Source organism: Streptomyces sp. TRM68416 (assembly GCF_014596915.1).
In the GTDB taxonomy this organism is placed as follows: Bacteria; Actinomycetota; Actinomycetes; order Streptomycetales; family Streptomycetaceae; genus Streptomyces.
This window is the reverse complement of sequence record NZ_JACVWU010000020.1, coordinates 83137-100404: the sequence shown is the minus strand read 5'-3', so window position 1 is coordinate 100404 and position 17268 is coordinate 83137. Positions and strand designations below refer to the sequence as shown.

Annotated in this window: 21 protein-coding genes and 1 pseudogene; 20 read left to right on the top strand and 2 right to left on the bottom strand. The window is 71.6% G+C overall.

The features are described from left to right. Positions 1-33 precede the first annotated feature (33 nt). Positions 34-1611 (bottom strand): oxidoreductase, encoded by a 1578-nt coding sequence (locus tag ICC28_RS28780; protein ID WP_188291657.1) that lies wholly within the window; start codon positions 1609-1611, stop codon positions 34-36. A gap of 160 nt (positions 1612-1771) precedes the next feature. On the opposite strand from ICC28_RS28780, the gene hisD reads away from it, so the two are divergent. From hisD to ICC28_RS40800, 9 genes and pseudogenes are all read left to right on the top strand, one after another. After that, on the top strand, positions 1772-3097 hold the full coding sequence (gene hisD / locus ICC28_RS28775) for a histidinol dehydrogenase (RefSeq protein WP_188291656.1): 1326 nt from the start codon (positions 1772-1774) through the stop codon (positions 3095-3097). Further along, positions 3094-4200, top strand: coding sequence for a histidinol-phosphate transaminase (locus ICC28_RS28770; protein WP_188291655.1), 1107 nt, complete (start codon positions 3094-3096; stop codon positions 4198-4200). Before hisD ends, ICC28_RS28770 begins: the two co-directional genes overlap by 4 nt. Continuing rightward, positions 4197-4790: an imidazoleglycerol-phosphate dehydratase HisB gene (hisB, locus tag ICC28_RS28765; RefSeq protein WP_188291654.1), complete on the top strand. Its 594-nt coding sequence runs from the start codon at positions 4197-4199 to the stop codon at positions 4788-4790. The genes ICC28_RS28770 and hisB overlap by 4 nt, the downstream gene beginning before the upstream one ends. Beyond that, the gene (locus ICC28_RS28760; protein WP_188291653.1) at positions 4787-4951 is read left to right on the top strand and encodes a hypothetical protein; all 165 of its coding nucleotides are present in this window, start codon (positions 4787-4789) and stop codon (positions 4949-4951) included. The genes hisB and ICC28_RS28760 overlap by 4 nt, the downstream gene beginning before the upstream one ends. Next, positions 4948-5601 carry an imidazole glycerol phosphate synthase subunit HisH gene (gene hisH, locus ICC28_RS28755; protein WP_223189722.1) on the top strand — a complete coding sequence of 218 codons (654 nt, stop codon included), beginning with the start codon at positions 4948-4950 and terminating at the stop codon, positions 5599-5601. Before ICC28_RS28760 ends, hisH begins: the two co-directional genes overlap by 4 nt. Beyond that, on the top strand, positions 5601-6329 hold the full coding sequence (priA, locus tag ICC28_RS28750) for a bifunctional 1-(5-phosphoribosyl)-5-((5-phosphoribosylamino)methylideneamino)imidazole-4-carboxamide isomerase/phosphoribosylanthranilate isomerase PriA (protein WP_188291651.1): 729 nt from the start codon (positions 5601-5603) through the stop codon (positions 6327-6329). The genes hisH and priA overlap by 1 nt, the downstream gene beginning before the upstream one ends. After that, positions 6326-6796, top strand: coding sequence for a RidA family protein (locus ICC28_RS28745; protein WP_188291650.1), 471 nt, complete (start codon positions 6326-6328; stop codon positions 6794-6796). Before priA ends, ICC28_RS28745 begins: the two co-directional genes overlap by 4 nt. Further along, positions 6793-7548 (top strand): imidazole glycerol phosphate synthase subunit HisF, encoded by a 756-nt coding sequence (gene hisF / locus ICC28_RS28740; protein ID WP_188291649.1) that lies wholly within the window; start codon positions 6793-6795, stop codon positions 7546-7548. Before ICC28_RS28745 ends, hisF begins: the two co-directional genes overlap by 4 nt. 44 nt (positions 7549-7592) lie before the next feature. Beyond that, positions 7593-7765, top strand: a pseudogene (locus tag ICC28_RS40800) (MFS transporter); the annotation flags it as partial. A 4-nt stretch (positions 7766-7769) separates the two neighbouring features. Here the strand turns inward: ICC28_RS40800 and ICC28_RS28735 are convergent. Beyond that, the gene (locus tag ICC28_RS28735) at positions 7770-8405 is read right to left on the bottom strand and encodes a TIGR03085 family metal-binding protein (RefSeq protein ID WP_188291648.1); all 636 of its coding nucleotides are present in this window, start codon (positions 8403-8405) and stop codon (positions 7770-7772) included. A 74-nt stretch (positions 8406-8479) separates the two neighbouring features. Between ICC28_RS28735 and hisI the strand changes: the two genes are divergently transcribed. The 11 genes from hisI (at position 8480) to lgt (ending at position 17243) form a co-directional block, all read left to right on the top strand. Then, positions 8480-8881 (top strand): phosphoribosyl-AMP cyclohydrolase, encoded by a 402-nt coding sequence (gene hisI / locus ICC28_RS28730; protein WP_188291647.1) that lies wholly within the window; start codon positions 8480-8482, stop codon positions 8879-8881. Between the two features lie 11 nt (positions 8882-8892). Beyond that, positions 8893-10395: an anthranilate synthase component I gene (locus ICC28_RS28725; protein WP_188291646.1), complete on the top strand. Its 1503-nt coding sequence runs from the start codon at positions 8893-8895 to the stop codon at positions 10393-10395. Positions 10396-10447: 52 nt separating this feature from the next. Continuing rightward, a complete protein-coding gene (locus tag ICC28_RS28720) occupies positions 10448-11086 on the top strand; it encodes a TIGR02234 family membrane protein (protein ID WP_188291645.1) in 639 nt (212 codons plus the stop codon). A 104-nt stretch (positions 11087-11190) separates the two neighbouring features. Further along, positions 11191-11439: an HGxxPAAW family protein gene (locus ICC28_RS28715; RefSeq protein ID WP_188291644.1), complete on the top strand. Its 249-nt coding sequence runs from the start codon at positions 11191-11193 to the stop codon at positions 11437-11439. 71 nt (positions 11440-11510) lie between these two features. Further along, positions 11511-11951 carry a DUF2752 domain-containing protein gene (locus ICC28_RS28710; protein WP_188291643.1) on the top strand — a complete coding sequence of 147 codons (441 nt, stop codon included), beginning with the start codon at positions 11511-11513 and terminating at the stop codon, positions 11949-11951. Positions 11952-12083: 132 nt separating this feature from the next. Beyond that, the gene (trpC, locus tag ICC28_RS28705; RefSeq protein WP_188291642.1) at positions 12084-12893 is read left to right on the top strand and encodes an indole-3-glycerol phosphate synthase TrpC; all 810 of its coding nucleotides are present in this window, start codon (positions 12084-12086) and stop codon (positions 12891-12893) included. A 22-nt stretch (positions 12894-12915) separates the two neighbouring features. Beyond that, on the top strand, positions 12916-13134 hold the full coding sequence (gene trpM, locus ICC28_RS41590; RefSeq protein ID WP_188291641.1) for a tryptophan biosynthesis modulator TrpM: 219 nt from the start codon (positions 12916-12918) through the stop codon (positions 13132-13134). A 59-nt stretch (positions 13135-13193) separates the two neighbouring features. Further along, positions 13194-14477, top strand: a complete 1284-nt coding sequence (gene trpB, locus ICC28_RS28695) for a tryptophan synthase subunit beta (RefSeq protein WP_188291640.1) — start codon at positions 13194-13196, stop codon at positions 14475-14477. After that, positions 14474-15292, top strand: coding sequence for a tryptophan synthase subunit alpha (trpA, locus tag ICC28_RS28690; RefSeq protein WP_188291639.1), 819 nt, complete (start codon positions 14474-14476; stop codon positions 15290-15292). The genes trpB and trpA overlap by 4 nt, the downstream gene beginning before the upstream one ends. A gap of 108 nt (positions 15293-15400) precedes the next feature. After that, the gene (locus ICC28_RS28685) at positions 15401-16177 is read left to right on the top strand and encodes a DsbA family protein (protein ID WP_188291638.1); all 777 of its coding nucleotides are present in this window, start codon (positions 15401-15403) and stop codon (positions 16175-16177) included. A gap of 82 nt (positions 16178-16259) precedes the next feature. Further along, complete coding sequence (lgt, locus tag ICC28_RS28680) at positions 16260-17243, top strand: prolipoprotein diacylglyceryl transferase (RefSeq protein WP_188291637.1); 984 nt, start codon at positions 16260-16262, stop codon at positions 17241-17243. The last annotated feature ends 25 nt before the right edge of the window (positions 17244-17268 follow it).

Below are 17268 nucleotides of genomic sequence, written 5' to 3'. Positions count from 1 at the left end.
TGTCGGTAGGTGAAGGTTGTAGGGCCGGTCGGCTCAGTTTCTGCGCAGCATCCGGGTCGCCCCCGCCGCCACCGTCGTGGCCAGGGTCCAGCCGAGCAGGATCAGCACCGCCGCCAGCCACTGCCAGGCGCCCTTGAGCTGCCAGAAGCCGACCTGGCCGAGGTCGATGACCGGCAGGAGGAGGTCCAGGGCGAAGAGGGTCGGGTCCCACTCGGGATGTTCGCCGTGCTTGATGGGTGGATGACCGGCCTGCGCGAAGCTCACCGAGCCCGCCGCCCACAGCACCGCCATCCAGATCGCGGCCCGGCCGGGGCGGTACCCGTAGGCGACCGTCCAGTCCTGTACGTACCCCCACAGCTTGGCGGCGATCGGCAGGCTCTCGCGGCGGCGGCGCTGCTTGGCGAGCAGCACCTCGCGCGCGTCCTCGTCCTCGCCGCCCTCCCGCAGGACGCCCGCCAGCCGCTCGTACGGCTCCGGGCTGTACTCGGCGGTCGCCGCGGCCACCCACTCCAGCCGTTCGGTCAGCGGGAACGGGCCGCGGGGCACCAGGTTCTCGTAGACGAAGCCGCCCATGTGCAGCCGGCCGGGGCCCGGCCAGGCGTCCGCGCGGTCCATCAGGTTGACGATCCGCGCCCCCGACAGCACGACTTTGCCCCGGGCGGGCCGCTCCCCGAGGAAGCGCAGCTCCGGCGTCTGGATCCGGCGCAGCGACAGCTCCTGGTCGTCGGTGAAGGTGAACCGGGCCTGTTCCAGGTCGACGGCGTCCCCGAACCGCCCGTCGTCCAGCCGCACCCCGCCCTGGCACTCGAACCGCTGGACCCGGGTCCCGCGCGCCGGGGTGACACCGCTGAGCAGCGGATTCCCGAGGCCTGCCGGGGTCAGGTACAGGGAGCGCTCGACGGTCAGCTGGGGGGCGTTCAGCGCGTGACGGGTGTACGGGTTGACCAGCCGCGCGCCCCTCAGACTCAGCGACACGCCGATCTTGGCGCTGCGCAGGCTGAACTCGCCGTGCGACTCCAGCAGCTCGGCCTGCACGTCCTGCCCGACGGTCATGCCGTCCCCGGCGATCGACTTGCCGGTGCGGTCGCGGTACACGACGGCCTGGCTGAGCAGCAGGTCGGTGCCGATCTGCGCGTCGGTGAGCCGGATGCCGCCCAGGAAGCGGCAGCGCGGCAGATGCAGGTCGCCCTCGGTGTGCACCCGGGCCGCCTCCAGCCGCGGCACCGAGCAGTCCACCAGCCGAACGGTCGTGAAGCGCGCCTCCGGCAGCAGGACCTCCCGCTCGAAACGGCAGCCGCGCATCTCGACGTACGGCACGACGATGCCGCCCGCCAGGTCCAGGCTGCCGCTGATCTGCACCCCGGCGAGCTTCAGCGAGGACACCCGGCCGGCCAGTGCGGGCGGCCCGTCCAGCAGCAGCCAGCACACGATGCGGGCCCGCACGGTCCGCTCGGGGCCCCACGGATGCCCGCCGTGCGGATCGTCCACGAGCATGTCGCCGCTGCTCAGGTCGTACATGGTGCCGTTGCGGAAGGCCTGCCACATGCCGGCCTCGGCGGCGGTCAGATCGTCCGGAAGGTTTCCGTCGTGCACGCCGGCACCCTCGGTCACGGTGCTCTCTTCCCCCTCGGCTACTCAGTGGTTTCGTACAACTGTTCATGCCCGTTCCGTGACGCGCCGAAAGCTGTCGGTGAAGGTGATCCTCCGGGGTCTGTATCAGCCATTGATACGCGCGAACAGGGCCCGATCCCGGTCTGAGAGAATTGACCACGTGATCTCCCGAATCGATCTGCGCGGCGACGCCCTTCCCGAGGGCCCCGCCCTGCGCGACCTGCTGCCCCGAGCCGACTTCGACGTTCAGGCCGCCCTGGAGAAGGTGCGTCCGATCTGCGAGGCCGTGCATCATCGTGGCGACGCGGCGCTGATCGACTTCGCCGAGAAGTTCGACGGGGTGCGGCTGGACTCCGTACGGGTCCCGGCGGCGGCGCTCGACAAGGCGCTCGCGGAACTCGACCCCGCCGTGCGCGCGGCCCTGGAGGAGTCCATCCGCCGCGCCCGTCTCGTCCACCGCGCACAGCGCCGTACGACCCACACCACCCAGGTCGTGGCCGGCGGCTCGGTCACCGAGAAGTGGGTTCCGGTCGACCGGGTGGGGCTGTACGCCCCGGGCGGCCGCTCCGTCTACCCGTCCTCCGTGGTCATGAACGTCGTGCCCGCCCAGGAGGCCGGCGTCGAGTCGATCGCGCTCGCCTCCCCGGCCCAGGCCGAGTTCGACGGCCTGCCGCACCCGACGATCCTCGCCGCGTGCGCGCTGCTGGGCGTCGACGAGGTGTACGCGGCCGGCGGCGCGACCGCGGTCGCGATGTTCGCCTACGGCACCGAGTCCTGCCCGCCCGCCACCATGGTCACCGGCCCCGGCAACATCTGGGTCGCCGCCGCCAAGCGCTACTTCACCGGCAGGATCGGCATCGACGCCGAGGCCGGCCCGACCGAGATCGCGATCCTCGCGGACTCCACGGCCGACCCGGTGCACGTCGCCTCCGATCTGATCAGCCAGGCCGAGCACGACCCGCTGGCCGCCGCCGTGCTGGTCACCGACTCCGTCGAGCTCGCCGACGCGGTCGAGAAGGAGCTTCAGCCGCAGGTCGCGGCCAGCAAGCACATCGAGGACCGGATCCGCCCGGCCCTGGCGGGCAAGCAGTCCGCGATCGTCCTCGTCGACGGCGTCGAGGAGGGCCTGCGGGTCGTCGACGCCTACGGCGCCGAGCACCTGGAGATCCAGACGGCCGACGCGGCCGCCGTGGCCGACCGGGTGCGCAACGCCGGCGCGATCTTCATCGGCCCCTGGGCCCCGGTCTCGCTCGGCGACTACGCGGCCGGGTCCAACCACGTCCTGCCCACCGGCGGCTGCGCCTGCCACTCCTCCGGCCTGTCCGTCCAGTCCTTCCTGCGCGGCATCCACATCGTCGACTACACGAAGGACGCGCTGGCGGACGTGGCGCATCACGTGGTGACGCTGGCGGAGGCGGAGGACCTTCCGGCGCACGGTGCGGCGATCAAGGCGAGGTTCGGCTGGAAGGTACCCGAGAGCAAGTGACAGGCATTGACGATCTCCCCGTACGGGACGAGCTGCGCGGCAAGTCCCCCTACGGCGCGCCCCAGCTGGACGTCCCCGTACGGCTGAACACCAACGAGAACCCCTACCCGCTGCCCGAGGCGCTGGTCGAGCGCATCGCCGAGCGGGTGCGCGACGCGGCCCGGAACCTCAACCGCTACCCCGACCGGGACGCGGTGGAGCTGCGCACGAAGCTCGCCGAGTACCTGACGAACACGTCCGGGTACGAGGTCGGCCTCGCCAACGTGTGGGCCGCCAACGGCTCCAACGAGGTCATCCAGCAGCTGCTGCAGACCTTCGGCGGACCCGGCCGCACGGCGATCGGCTTCGAACCGTCGTACTCGATGCACGGCCTCATCGCGCGCGGGACCGGCACCGGCTGGATCTCCGGGCCGCGCCGCGACGACTTCGGCATCGACCTCGCGGCGGCGGAGCGCGCCGTAGCCGAGCACCGGCCCGACGTCGTCTTCGTCACCACCCCCAACAACCCCACCGGCAACGCCGTCCCGCCCGAGACGGTCCTCGCGCTGTACGAGGCCGCGCAGGCGGCGAAGCCGTCGATGGTGGTGGTCGACGAGGCGTACATCGAGTTCAGCCACGGCGACTCGCTGCTGCCCCTGCTGGAGGGCCGCCCGAACCTCGTCATCTCCCGCACGATGTCCAAGGCGTTCGGCGCGGCGGGCCTGCGCCTCGGCTACCTCGCCGCGCACCCGGCCGTCGTCGACGCCGTCCAGCTCGTACGGCTGCCCTACCACCTGTCGGCCGTCACCCAGGCGACCGCGCTGGCCGCCCTGGAGCACACCGACACGCTGCTCGGCTATGTCGAGCAGCTGAAGGCCGAGCGGGACCGGCTGGTGGACGAACTGCGCGCGACCGGCTACGAGGTCGTCGAGTCGGACGCGAACTTCGTGCAGTTCGGCCGGTTCGAGGACGCGCACACGGCCTGGCAGAAGATCCTCGACCGGGGCGTCCTCGTCCGGGACAACGGCATTCCGGGGTGGCTGCGGGTCAGCGCCGGGACGCCGGAGGAGAACGACGCGTTCCTCGACGCGGTCCGTGACTTGAAGAAGGAGATGAACGCATGAACCGCGTAGGACGCGTGGAGCGGGTGACGAAGGAGACCTCGGTCCTCGTCGAGATCAACCTCGACGGCACCGGCCAGGTCGATGTGACCACCGGAGTCGGCTTCTACGACCACATGCTCGACCAGCTCGGCCGGCACGGTCTGTTCGACCTGACCGTGAAGACCGAGGGCGACCTGCACATCGACTCGCACCACACCATCGAGGACACCGCCCTCGCGCTGGGCGCCGCCTTCAAGCAGGCCCTCGGCGACAAGGTCGGCATCTACCGCTTCGGCAACTGCACGGTCCCGCTGGACGAGTCCCTCGCCCAGGTCACCGTCGACCTCTCCGGCCGCCCGTACCTGGTGCACACCGAGCCCGAGAACATGGCGCCGATGATCGGCGAGTACGACACCACGATGACCCGGCACATCCTGGAGTCCTTCGTGGCCCAGGCGCAGATCGCGCTGCACGTGCACGTGCCCTACGGGCGCAACGCCCACCACATCGTGGAGTGCCAGTTCAAGGCGCTGGCCCGGGCCCTGCGGTACGCCTCCGAGCGCGACCCGCGCGCGGCGGGCATCCTGCCCTCCACGAAGGGCGCGCTGTGAACGGCCTGTCGACCGTCCTGATCGTCGTCGGCCTGTTCCTGGTCGGCGGGATCATCTCCTTCGTCAAGCAGAAGATGCCCGCGAGCCTGATCGTGCTGCTCTCCATCGGTGCCGCGATGTGTCTCGTCGCCGGTGTGCTGAGGCTGGAGGTGTGGAATTGAGCGCTTCACCGAAGAGCCGGAAGAAGGTCGTCGTCTTCGACTACGGCTTCGGAAACGTCCGCTCCGCCGAGCGTGCCCTCGCCCGCACGGGCGCCGACGTCGAGATAACGCGTGACTTCGACAAGGCCATGAACGCCGACGGCCTGCTGGTGCCGGGCGTCGGCGCCTTCGCCGCCTGCATGCAGGGCCTGCGGGAGGCGCGCGGTGACTGGATCGTCGACCGCCGGCTGTCCGGCGGGCGTCCGGTGATGGGGATCTGCGTCGGCATGCAGATCCTGTTCGCGCGCGGCATCGAGCACGGCGTCGAGACCGAGGGCCTGGACGAGTGGCCCGGCTCGGTCGAGCCGCTCCAGGCCGACGTCGTGCCCCACATGGGCTGGAACACCGTCGAGGCCCCGGCCGACTCCGAGCTGTTCGCCGGCCTGGACGGGGACGCGCGCTTCTACTTCGTGCACTCCTACGCCGTCCACGACTGGACCCTTCAGACGCACAACGCGGCGATGCACGCCCCGAAGGTCACCTGGTCGACGCACGGCAAGCCCTTCGTGGCCGCCGTGGAGAACGGCGCCCTGTGGGCCACGCAGTTCCACCCCGAGAAGTCCGGCGACGCCGGAGCGCAGCTGCTGAACAACTGGATCGGAACCCTCTGATGGCTTCGAAGCTCGAACTCCTCCCGGCCGTTGACGTCCGTGACGGCCAGGCGGTCCGCCTGGTGCACGGCGAGTCCGGCACGGAGACCTCGTACGGCTCCCCCCTGGAGGCCGCCCTCGCCTGGCAGCGCTCCGGCGCCGAGTGGCTGCACCTGGTCGACCTGGACGCCGCGTTCGGCACCGGCGACAACCGGGCGCTGATCGCCGAGGTCACCAAGGCCATGGACATCAAGGTGGAGCTGTCCGGCGGCATCCGCGACGACGACACCCTCGCCGCCGCCCTCGCCACCGGCTGCACCCGGGTGAACCTCGGCACCGCCGCCCTGGAGACCCCCGAGTGGGTCGCCAAGGTCATCGCCGAGCACGGCGACAGGATCGCCGTCGGCCTCGACGTACGCGGCACGACCCTGCGCGGGCGCGGCTGGACGCGTGACGGCGGCGACCTGTACGAGACGCTGGAGCGCCTCAACGGCGAGGGCTGCGCGCGCTACGTCGTGACCGACATCGCCAAGGACGGCACGCTCCAGGGCCCGAACCTGGAGCTGCTGAGGAACGTCTGCGCGGCGACGGACCGCCCGGTGGTGGCCTCCGGCGGTGTGTCCTCGCTGGACGACCTGCGCGCGATCTCCGAACTGGTACCTCTCGGTGTCGAGGGCGCGATCGTCGGGAAGGCCCTGTACGCGAAGGCGTTCACCCTGGAAGAGGCCTTGGAGGCTGTGTCGTCATGACGTCCGAAGCCGTACGGCGTGTGCAGAGCGGAAGTTCCTGGGAAGAGTCCTTCGGTTTCGCGCGCGCCGTCGCGGCGGGAGACCGTGTGCTGGTGGCGGGCACCACGTCCTTCAAGGGCCCGGTGCTGTACGGCGAGGGCGACCCGTACGAGCAGGCGCGGGTCGCGTTCTCCAACGCCCTGGAGGCACTCGGGGAGTTCGGGCTCGGGCCCGAGTCCGTCATCCGCACCCGGATGTATCTGACCCACGCGCGCGATGTGGACGAAGTGGGCCGGGCGCACCGCGAGTTCTTCGAGTCCGTACGCCCGGTGACGACCATGGTGGTCGTGTCCGGCTTCGTCGACCCCCGCCTTCTGGTCGAAGTGGAGCTGGAAGCCTTCGACACGCGCCCCGAAGAGGACGAAGCAGCAATCTGGGCGGCGGCAACGGCCGCCCTGGACGGTACCGAGGAGCCTGAACAGTCATGACCCTGGCAGTACGAGTCATCCCCTGCCTGGACGTGGACAACGGCCGGGTCGTCAAGGGCGTGAACTTCCAGAACCTGCGCGACGCGGGCGACCCCGTCGAGATGGCGAAGGTGTACGACGCCGAGGGCGCCGACGAGCTGACGTTCCTGGACATCACCGCGTCCTCGGGCAACCGGGAGACCACCTACGACGTGGTGCGCCGCACCGCCGAGCAGGTGTTCATCCCGCTGACCGTCGGCGGCGGCGTCCGCACGGCCGAGGACGTGGACAGGCTGCTGCGGGCGGGCGCGGACAAGGTGGGCGTCAACACGGCCGCGATTGCCCGCCCTGACCTGATCCGGGAGATCGCCGAGCGCTTCGGCCGCCAGGTGCTGGTCCTGTCGGTGGACGCGCGGCGCACCCCGTCCGGCGGCTTCGAGGTGACCACCCACGGCGGCCGCAAGGGCACCGGCATCGACGCGGTGGAGTGGGCGCACCGGGCCGCCGAGCTGGGCGCGGGCGAGATCCTGCTCAACTCGATGGACGCGGACGGCACGAAGGACGGCTACGACCTGGAGATGATCCAGGCGGTCCGCAAGCACGTCACCGTCCCCGTCATCGCCTCCGGCGGCGCCGGCAAGCTCACCGACTTCGCCCCGGCCATCGAAGCGGGCGCGGACGCGGTCCTGGCCGCCTCGGTCTTCCACTTCGGCGACCTGCGCATCGGCGAGGTGAAGCAGGCGCTGCGGGAGGCGGGACACCCCGTGCGGTAGTTCGGGCTATCGCTCGTGGTAGTGGTTGTGGTAGCGGCTGGCGTACCGCGGTATCCATGGTGCTCGGCGTCGCCCCGCTGAGCTGCCGCTCTTCGCCGCGGCCATCGGGGGCTGGGGGACCGGTCCGGTTTTCGTGGTCAGTGCGGTGGTGTGTGGGCTCGGCGGGGTGATCGCGCTGGGCGTACGCGACCTGCGCCGCGCCGAGCTCCCCAGGTGAGCGCTCAGATCCCGAGCTGCTTGGCCTCGTGCAGTCTGGCCACGGCCTCCTTGTCGCCGTCCAGCTCCACCTCGGCCGCGTTCTGCCGGCCGTACAGGAACAGCAGCAGCTCCGACGGCTCGCCGGTGACCGTCACCACCGGGGTGCCGCGGTGTGCGACCGCCGTCTGGCCGTCCGGGCGGCGCAGCACCAGGCCGGTCGGGGCGCCCCGGCCCATCAGCCGCGCGGAGCGCTCCAGCCGGGACCACAGGGCGTCCTGGAAGACCGGGTCCAGCTCGCGGGGCGTCCAGTCGGGGCGGGCACGGCGGACGTCCTCGGTGTGGACGTAGAACTCCACCGTGTTCGACATCTCCTCGACCTGCTTGAGCGAGAACGGCGAGAAACGCGGCGGACCGGTCCGGATGAGCTGGATCAGCTCCTCGTAGGGTTTGTCCGCGAACTCCGCCATCACCCCCTCCAGGCGGGAGGCGAGCGGCTTGATCAGGATGCCCACGGCGGCGTCGGGGCGGCGCTCGCGCACCACGACGTGTGCGGCGAGATCACGGGTCGTCCAGCCCTCGCAGAGCGTCGGGGCCTCGGGGCCCTCGGCCTCCAGGAGGTCGGCCAGCAGAAGTCGTTCACGCTTGGCGAAAGTCGACATGCCGTCAGCCTACGACCGTCGAACCGGTCCGCACAGTGGACGCGGCGCCAGGACTGTCAGTGGGGCGCGGCACAATGGCACCCATGACCACCAGCACGCCCCGCCGGCCCAGCCAGCTGGACCCCGAGATCGCCGCGCGGCTCAAGCGCAGCGCCGACGGGCTCCTTCCCGCCATCGCCCAGCAGTACGACACCGGAGAGGTGCTCATGCTGGGCTGGATGGACGACGAGGCGCTGCACCGCACCCTGACCACCGGCCGCTGCACCTACTGGTCGCGCAGCCGCCGGGAGTACTGGGTGAAGGGCGACACCTCCGGGCACTTCCAGCACGTCAAGTCCGTCGCCCTCGACTGCGACGCCGACACCGTGCTGGTCAAGGTCGACCAGGTCGGCGCCGCCTGCCACACCGGCGCGCGCACCTGCTTCGACGCGGACGTACTCCTCAAGGACTCCGGCACACCGGCCGGAGATCAGTAAGGTCACCGGCCATGGACCTCGAGACCTTCCGCAAGCTCGCCACCGACCGGCGCGTCATCCCGGTCACGCGCAAGCTCCTCGCCGACGGCGACACCCCGGTCGCGCTCTACCGCAAGCTCGCCGCCGAGCGCCCCGGCACCTTCCTGCTGGAGTCCGCGGAGAACGGCCGCACAGCCTTTCAATGGTCTCGGTACTCCTTCGTGGGTGTGCGCTCGGCCGCGACGCTGACGGCGCGCGACGGCCAGGCGCACTGGCTCGGCGCCCCGCCCGTCGGCGTCCCCGTCGACGGCGACCCGCTCGCCGCCCTGCGCGCCACCATCGAGGCCCTGCACACCCCCCACCAGGAAGGCCTGCCGCCCTTCACCGGCGGCATGGTCGGCTACCTCGGCTACGACATCGTGCGCCGCCTGGAGAAGATCGGCCCCGGCGACCACGACGACCTGCGCCTCCCCGAGCTGACCATGCTGCTGACCAGCGACCTCGCCGTCATGGACCACTGGGAGGGCTCGGTCCTGCTGATCGCCAACGCGATCAACCACAACGACCTCGACACGGGCGTGGACGAGGCGTACGCCGACGCCGTGGCCCGCCTCGACGCCATGGAGGCCGACCTGTCACGGCCGGTCGCGCAGCCGCCCGCCGTGCTCCCGCCCTCCGAACTCCCCGAGTACACCGCGCTGTGGGGCGGCGCGGACTTCCAGGCGGCCGTCGAGGACATCAAGGAGCGCATCCGGGCCGGCGAGGCCTTCCAGGTCGTCCCCTCCCAGCGCTTCGAAACGCCCTGCACGGCCAGCGCCCTGGACGTGTACCGGGTGCTGCGGGCCACCAACCCCTCCCCGTACATGTACCTGTTCCGATTCCCCCACGGGGACGGAGATGCCTTCGACGTCGTCGGCTCCTCCCCCGAGGCCCTGGTCAAGGTCGAGGACGGACGCGCCATGGTCCACCCCATCGCCGGCACCCGGCACCGCGGCGCCACCCCGCAGGAGGACCAGGCCCTGGCCGACGAACTCCTCGCCGACCCCAAGGAGCGCGCCGAGCACCTCATGCTCGTCGACCTCGGCCGCAACGACCTCGGCCGCGTCTGCGAGCCCGGCTCCGTCGAGGTCGTCGACTTCATGTCCATCGAGCGCTACTCGCACGTGATGCACATCGTCTCGACGGTCACCGGACGGGTCGCCCGGGACCGCACCGCCTTCGACGTCCTCACCGCCTGCTTCCCGGCCGGCACCCTCTCCGGCGCCCCCAAGCCGCGCGCGATGCAGATCATCGACGAACTGGAGCCCTCCCGCCGCGGCCTGTACGGCGGCTGCGTCGGCTACCTCGACTTCGCCGGCGACTCCGACACCGCCATCGCCATCCGCACCGCCCTGCTGCGCGACGGCACCGCCTACGTCCAGGCGGGCGCCGGCATCGTCGCCGACTCCGACCCGGTCGCCGAGGACAACGAGTGCCGCAACAAGGCGGCGGCGGTCCTGCGCGCGGTGCACACGGCGAACCGTCTGAAGAAATAGGGCGCTTCTCATATGAACCCCGGGTGACGGTTCGCCCGGGGTTCAGGCGATAGTGGAGTACGTGACTGCTGTACCTCACCCCCACGCCCAAGCCGCAGGCCCCGCCCGGGCCGGCCGCGTCAGCCTCGCCGTAGCCCTCCTGTCCGGTGCGCTCGGCGCGGCCGTGGCGCTGCTGGCCACGCGTCAGCGGTGGTCGGAGGGCACCGCGACCGTGGCCGGCGGAGACTTCCCCCTGACCGCCCGGGGCAGCGACGTCACGGGCGTGCCCGCCTCGCTGGCGATAGTGGGCCTCGCCGCGCTCGTCGCCGTCTTCGCCGTCCACCGATTCGGACGGGTGTTCGTCGCCGGGCTGCTCGCGCTGTCCGGCGCGGGGATCGTCGCGGCGTCGCTGATCGGCGCGGACGACAGTTCCGCGCTCGACGAGAAGGCGGCCCGCGCCACCGGGGACACCGCGGCGACCGTCGGCACGCTCAGCCACACCGCCTGGCCGTACGTGGCGGCCGTCGGCGGCCTGCTGCTGCTCCTCGCCGGGCTGCTGGCGCTGCGGTACGCGCCCGCCTGGCCGGCGATGTCCGGCCGGTACGAGCGCAACGGCGCCCCCCGCGCGCGCAAGGCCCCCGCGGTCGACCCCGACCGGCCCGAGGACCTCTGGAAGGCGCTGGACCGGGGCGAGGATCCGACCGGGGCCTGAGCGACGCGCGAGAGCGACCCCCGAGTCCCTCCCCCGCGCGCGTGCGGGACAATGATGGCGAGCGTCCGGCTCGGAGACGTACACACAGCAACGAGGAGCAAGTCATGGCGGGCAGCAGCCACGGTCACACCCCGGCCGCCTGGACCGGTGTCACAATCGCCTTCATCGGTTTCTGCGTCGCGGGCGCCTTCATGGTGATGGCCCAGCCGGCGGGCTTCTGGGCCGGCATGGGCATCGTGGTCGTCGGCGGTCTCGTCGGCTGGATCATGAGCGCCATGGGGATGGGCCAGCCCAAGGACGCCCACAAGGCGCCGGTCACCGCGCAGCGCGAGGCGGCGGGCGCGGAGAGCTGATCTCCGTACGACTTCCCGAGGGGCGGCCCGGTGCCGCCCCTCGGGCGCGTTCGGGGCCGCCCCGGGGCACAATGCGAGATGTGAACGCCGACCGTCAGCGCGTCCTGCCCCGCGTCGCCCCGCTGCGGCGACTGGCCGTGCCCGCGGGGGTGCTCGCGGCCGTCGCGGGGGCCTTCGCCTACGTGGGCACCGTGGACCCCAACGAACCGGGTCACTACCCGGCCTGCCCGCTCCTGCAGTACACCGGCGTCTTCTGCCCCGGCTGCGGCGGGCTGCGCAGCGCGCACGCCGTCGTGCACGGGGACTTCGCGGGGGCGCTCCAGGACAACGCGATGGCCGTACTGGGCTATGCGGGGTTCGCCGTGCTGTGGACCGTCTGGGTGGTCCGGGCGGCGCGCGGCCGGCCACTGCGGCTCGACCTCGGGCCCGTGCACCTGTGGGCGGCCGGCACATTGCTGCTGGTCTTCACCGTTGTCCGGAACCTGCCGTTCGGTGACTGGCTGCATCCTTGATCAACGGGCGAACGTCCAGGTAGAGAGACTGGCGTCAACCGGATGTGAGGCCTACGCCCTCCTGCGGATACCATCGCAGTGACCATCGGTTTTGTCCGCAAGAAGTCAACCGTCTGGAAGGGGGCCGCTCGCGTGAGTGTGCTCGACGAGATCATCGACGGAGTCCGTGCCGACCTCGCGGAGCGGCAGGCGCGCGTCAGCCTCGACGAGCTCAAGGAGCGCGCGGCCAAGGCTCCCGCGGCCAAGGACGGGGTCGCCGCGCTGAAGGGCGACGGCGTCAAGGTCATCTGCGAGGTCAAGCGGTCCAGCCCCTCCAAGGGCGCCCTGGCCGCGATCGCCGACCCGGCGGGCCTCGCCGCGGACTACGAGGCGGGCGGCGCGGCCGTCATCTCCGTACTGACCGAGCAGCGCCGCTTCGGCGGCTCGCTGGCCGACCTGGAGGCGGTCCGCGCACGCGTGGACATCCCCGTGCTCCGCAAGGACTTCATCGTCACCTCGTACCAGCTGTGGGAGGCCCGGGCGTACGGCGCCGACCTCGCGCTGCTCATCGTGGCGGCCCTCGACCAGCCGGCCCTGGAGTCGCTGATCGAGCGCGCGGTGTCCATCGGCCTCACGCCCCTCGTCGAGGTGCACGACGAGGACGAGGTGGAGCGCGCCGTGGACGCGGGCGCCAAGGTCATCGGCGTCAACGCGCGCAACCTCAAGACGCTGGAGGTCGACCGCGGGACGTTCGAGCGCGTCGCACCCGAGATCCCCGCCGGGATCGTCAAGGTCGCCGAGTCCGGCGTCCGCGGCCCGCACGACCTCATCGCCTACGCCAACGCCGGCGCCGACGCGGTCCTGGTCGGCGAGTCCCTGGTCACCGGCCGCGACCCCAAGTCGGCCGTCGCCGACCTGGTGGCGGCGGGCGAGCACCCGGCCTTGCGACACGGCCGCGGATGATCACCCGGTAGGGTTGGCCCCGATGACTCTCACTGCGACGACCGTGGACCGGCACGCCCGCCTCGCGCGCGGCTGCCGCCCCCGCGGCTGCCGTGCGCCCGCGCGCAGGGTGCACGGCCGCCGGGTGCGGTACGTCATCGGTGACGAGCCGGGCCAGGTAAATGGCATGCGATGGCTTGAGCGCCCCGTGAGGGGCGCGGGGAACTGCGCGACCAGCCACATCGGGCCCGCAGCCGCCTGACCATCCCCGCCCCCACGGCGATTAGTGCGTCCAACACACACTCACCGTGAGGTATCCGCATGCCCAGCGAGTTCTTCATCCCCGACCCGGAGGGTCAAGTCCCCAGCCCCGAAGGCTACTTCGGGGCCTTCGGCGGCAAGTTCATCCCGGAGGCCCTCGTCGCCGCCGTGGACGAGGTCGCCGTCGAGTACGACAAGGCCAAGCACGACCCCGAGTTCGCCCGCGAACTCGACGACCTGCTGGTCAACTACACCGGCCGGCCCAGTTCCCTCACCGAGGTACCGAGGTTCGCCGAACACGCCGGCGGCGCCCGGGTGTTCCTCAAGCGCGAGGACCTCAACCACACCGGCTCACACAAGATCAACAACGTGCTCGGCCAGGCCCTGCTCACCAAGCGCATGGGCAAGACCCGCGTCATCGCCGAGACCGGCGCCGGCCAGCACGGCGTGGCCACGGCGACCGCCTGCGCCCTGTTCGGCCTCGACTGCACGATCTACATGGGCGAGATCGACACCCGGCGCCAGGCCCTCAACGTGGCCCGGATGCGCATGCTCGGCGCCGAGGTCATCGCCGTGAAGTCCGGCAGCCGCACGCTGAAGGACGCGATCAACGAGGCCTTCCGCGACTGGGTCGCCAACGTCGACCACACGCACTACCTCTTCGGCACGGTCGCCGGACCGCACCCGTTCCCCGCGATGGTCCGCGACTTCCACCGCGTCATCGGCGTCGAGGCGCGCCGCCAGATCCTGGAACGCGCCGGCCGCCTCCCCGACGCCGCCGTCGCCTGCGTCGGCGGCGGCTCCAACGCCATCGGCCTCTTCCACGCCTTCATCCCGGACACCGACGTACGCCTCATCGGCTGCGAGCCCGCGGGCCACGGCGTCGAGACCGGCGAGCACGCGGCGACCCTGACCGCGGGCGAGCCCGGCATCCTGCACGGCTCCCGCTCCTACGTCCTCCAGGACGACGAGGGCCAGATCACCGAGCCGTACTCGATCTCGGCCGGTCTGGACTACCCGGGCATCGGCCCGGAGCACTCCTACCTCAAGGACAGCGGCCGCGGCGAGTACCGCGCGGTCACCGACGACGCCGCCATGCAGGCCCTGCGCCTGCTGTCGCGCACCGAGGGGATCATCCCGGCCATCGAGAGCGCGCACGCGCTGGCCGGCGCCCTGGAGGTCGGCAAGGAACTGGGCAAGGACGGACTGATCGTCGTCAACCTGTCCGGCCGCGGCGACAAGGACATGGACACGGCCGCCCGCTACTTCGGCCTGTACGACACCGACGCCGAGGTCGCCGAGAACGCCTCCGGCACCGCCGAGATCGAGGGGGACGCCAAGTGAGCGGGAACATCCAGCTGCTGTCCGAGACCCTCGCCGCCGCCAAGGCGGAAGGCCGCTCGGCCCTCATCGCCTACCTCCCGGCCGGATTCCCGACCGTGGACGGCGGCATCGAGGCGATCAAGGCCGCGTTCGACGGCGGAGCCGACATCGTCGAGGTCGGGCTGCCGCACAGCGACCCGGTCCTCGACGGCCCCGTCATCCAGACCGCCGACGACATCGCCCTGCGCGGCGGAGTCAGGATCGCGGACGTCATGCGGACGGTCCGGGAGGCCCACGAGGCCACCGGCAAGCCGGTGCTCGTGATGACGTACTGGAACCCCATCGACCGCTACGGCGTCGAGCGCTTCACCGCCGAGCTGGCCGAAGCCGGTGGCGCCGGCTGCATCCTGCCCGACCTGCCCGTGCAGGAGTCGGCGCTGTGGCGGGAGCACGCGGACAAGCACGGGCTCGCCACGGTCTTCGTCGTCGCGCCCAGCAGCAAGGACGCACGCCTCGCGCAGATCACCGCGGCGGGCAGCGGCTTCGTCTACGCCGCCTCGCTGATGGGCGTCACCGGCACCCGCGCCTCGGTGGGCGCGCAGGCGCAGGACCTGGTCGAGCGCACCCGGGCCACCGGCACCGAGCTGCCGGTCTGCGTCGGCCTCGGCGTCTCCAACGCCGAACAGGCCGCCGAGGTCGCGGGCTTCGCCGACGGGGTGATCGTCGGCTCGGCCTTCGTCAAGCGGATGCTGGACGCGCCGGACGACGCCGCCGGTGTCGAGGCCGTCCGCGCGCTCGCCGGGGACCTCGCGAAGGGCGTACGCGGCACGGCATGACGGCGCCCGTCCCGCCGTAATCGGGACGACGCCACGGAAGCGGTCACTCGAACGGGTGGACCTGGGATCGGGGAGGCGCCGGGCGCCTCCCCGGTTCGTTTCCGGGGTGTGAGCGAGAAGAACCGTGAGGGAAAGCGCACCGCCCGGGAGCGGCTGGCGGAAGAGCGCGAGAAGCAGAAGGCCGCGGAGAAGCGCCGGCGCGCGCTGATCGTGGGCGCGAGCGTCGTCTGCGTGCTGGGGCTCGCGGCGGTGATCGGGGTCGTCGCCGCCAACGCCGGCAAGGACGACGGCAGCGACTCCGCGGGCCCGGTCGTGGCCCCCTCGGGGGCGCAGGGCGAGGACGGCCTCGCGCTGCCCGTCGGCGAGGAGAACGCCAAGTCCACGCTCGTCGTCTGGGAGGACTTCCGCTGCCCCGCCTGCAAGTCCTTCGAGGACGCCTATCGCTCGACGATCCACGAGCTGACGGACGCCGGTCAGCTGAGAGTGGAGTACCACCTGGCCACGATCATCGACGGCAACATGGGCAGCACCGGCTCCCGCAACGCCGCCAACGCCGCGGCCTGCGCCCAGGACGCCGGGAAGTTCGCCGACTACCACGACGTGCTGTACCAGAACCAGCCGCCGGAGACCGACGACGCCTTCGCCAAGAACGCCAAGCTGTTCGAGCTGGCGGCCAAGGTCGACGGCCTGGACACGCCCGCGTTCCGCACCTGCGTCGAGGAGGGCACGCACAACAGCTGGGTCGCCAAGTCCAACGACGCCTTCCGCAACGGCGGTTTCACCGGCACGCCGACCGTCCTGCTCAACGGCGAGAACATCTACCAGGACCAGTCGATGACCCCCGCGAAGCTGAAGCAGCAGGTGCAGGAGGCGGCCAAGGGGTGAGAGATTCTCACCGGCCCGTTATGGAGCCGTAGCCGGGGCGCCCGCCGCGCGCCCGGCGCGGCACGGTAGCGTCGACCCTGCCATGGAACTTGCCTACATTCCCAGCCCGTCGCGCGGAGTGCTGTACCTCGGCCCCGTCCCGCTGCGCGGCTACGCGTTCTGCATCATCATCGGCGTCTTCGTTGCCGTCTGGCTCGGCAACAAGCGCTGGATCGCCCGGGGCGGGCGGGCCGGCACGGTGGCCGACATCGCGGTCTGGGCCGTTCCCTTCGGCCTCGTCGGCGGCCGGCTCTACCACGTGATCACGGACTACGAGCTGTACTTCAGCGAGGGCCGTGACTGGGTGGACGCCTTCAAGATCTGGGAGGGCGGCCTCGGCATCTGGGGCGCCATCGCGCTCGGTGCGCTGGGCGCCTGGATCGGCTGCCGGCGCCGCGGCATCCCGATGCCCGCGTACGCCGACGCCGTCGCCCCCGGCATCGCCCTCGCGCAGGGCATCGGCCGCTGGGGCAACTGGTTCAACCAGGAGCTGTACGGCAAGGCCACGGACCTGCCGTGGGCCGTGGAGATCACGTCCTCCTCGGACGGCCGGGTCCCGAGCACCTACCACCCGACGTTCCTGTACGAGTCGCTGTGGTGCATCGGCGTCGCGGTGCTCGTCATCTGGGCCGACCGCAGGTTCAAGCTCGGCCACGGGCGGGCGTTCGCGCTGTACGTCGCGGCCTACTGCGCCGGTCGCTTCTGGATCGAGTACATGCGGGTCGACGAGGCCCACCACATCCTCGGTCTGCGGCTGAACAACTGGACCTCGCTGTTCGTGTTCCTGCTCGCGGTGCTCTACATCGCGCTGTCGGCGAAGAAGCGTCCGGGGCGGGAGGCCGTGGTCGAGCCGGGTGTCTCCGACGGCTCGGCCGAAGAGGACGAGAAGGCGGACGGCGACGACAAGGCCGAAGGCGATGACAAGGCCGAGGGCAAGGACAAGGCCGAGGCCGTCGGTGACGAGGCCGAATCCGCCGAAGTGAAGGACGAGGCCAACGACGAGGCCGGGTCGGCCAAGAAGAGCTGACCGGTCGGACGTACGACGAGGGGGG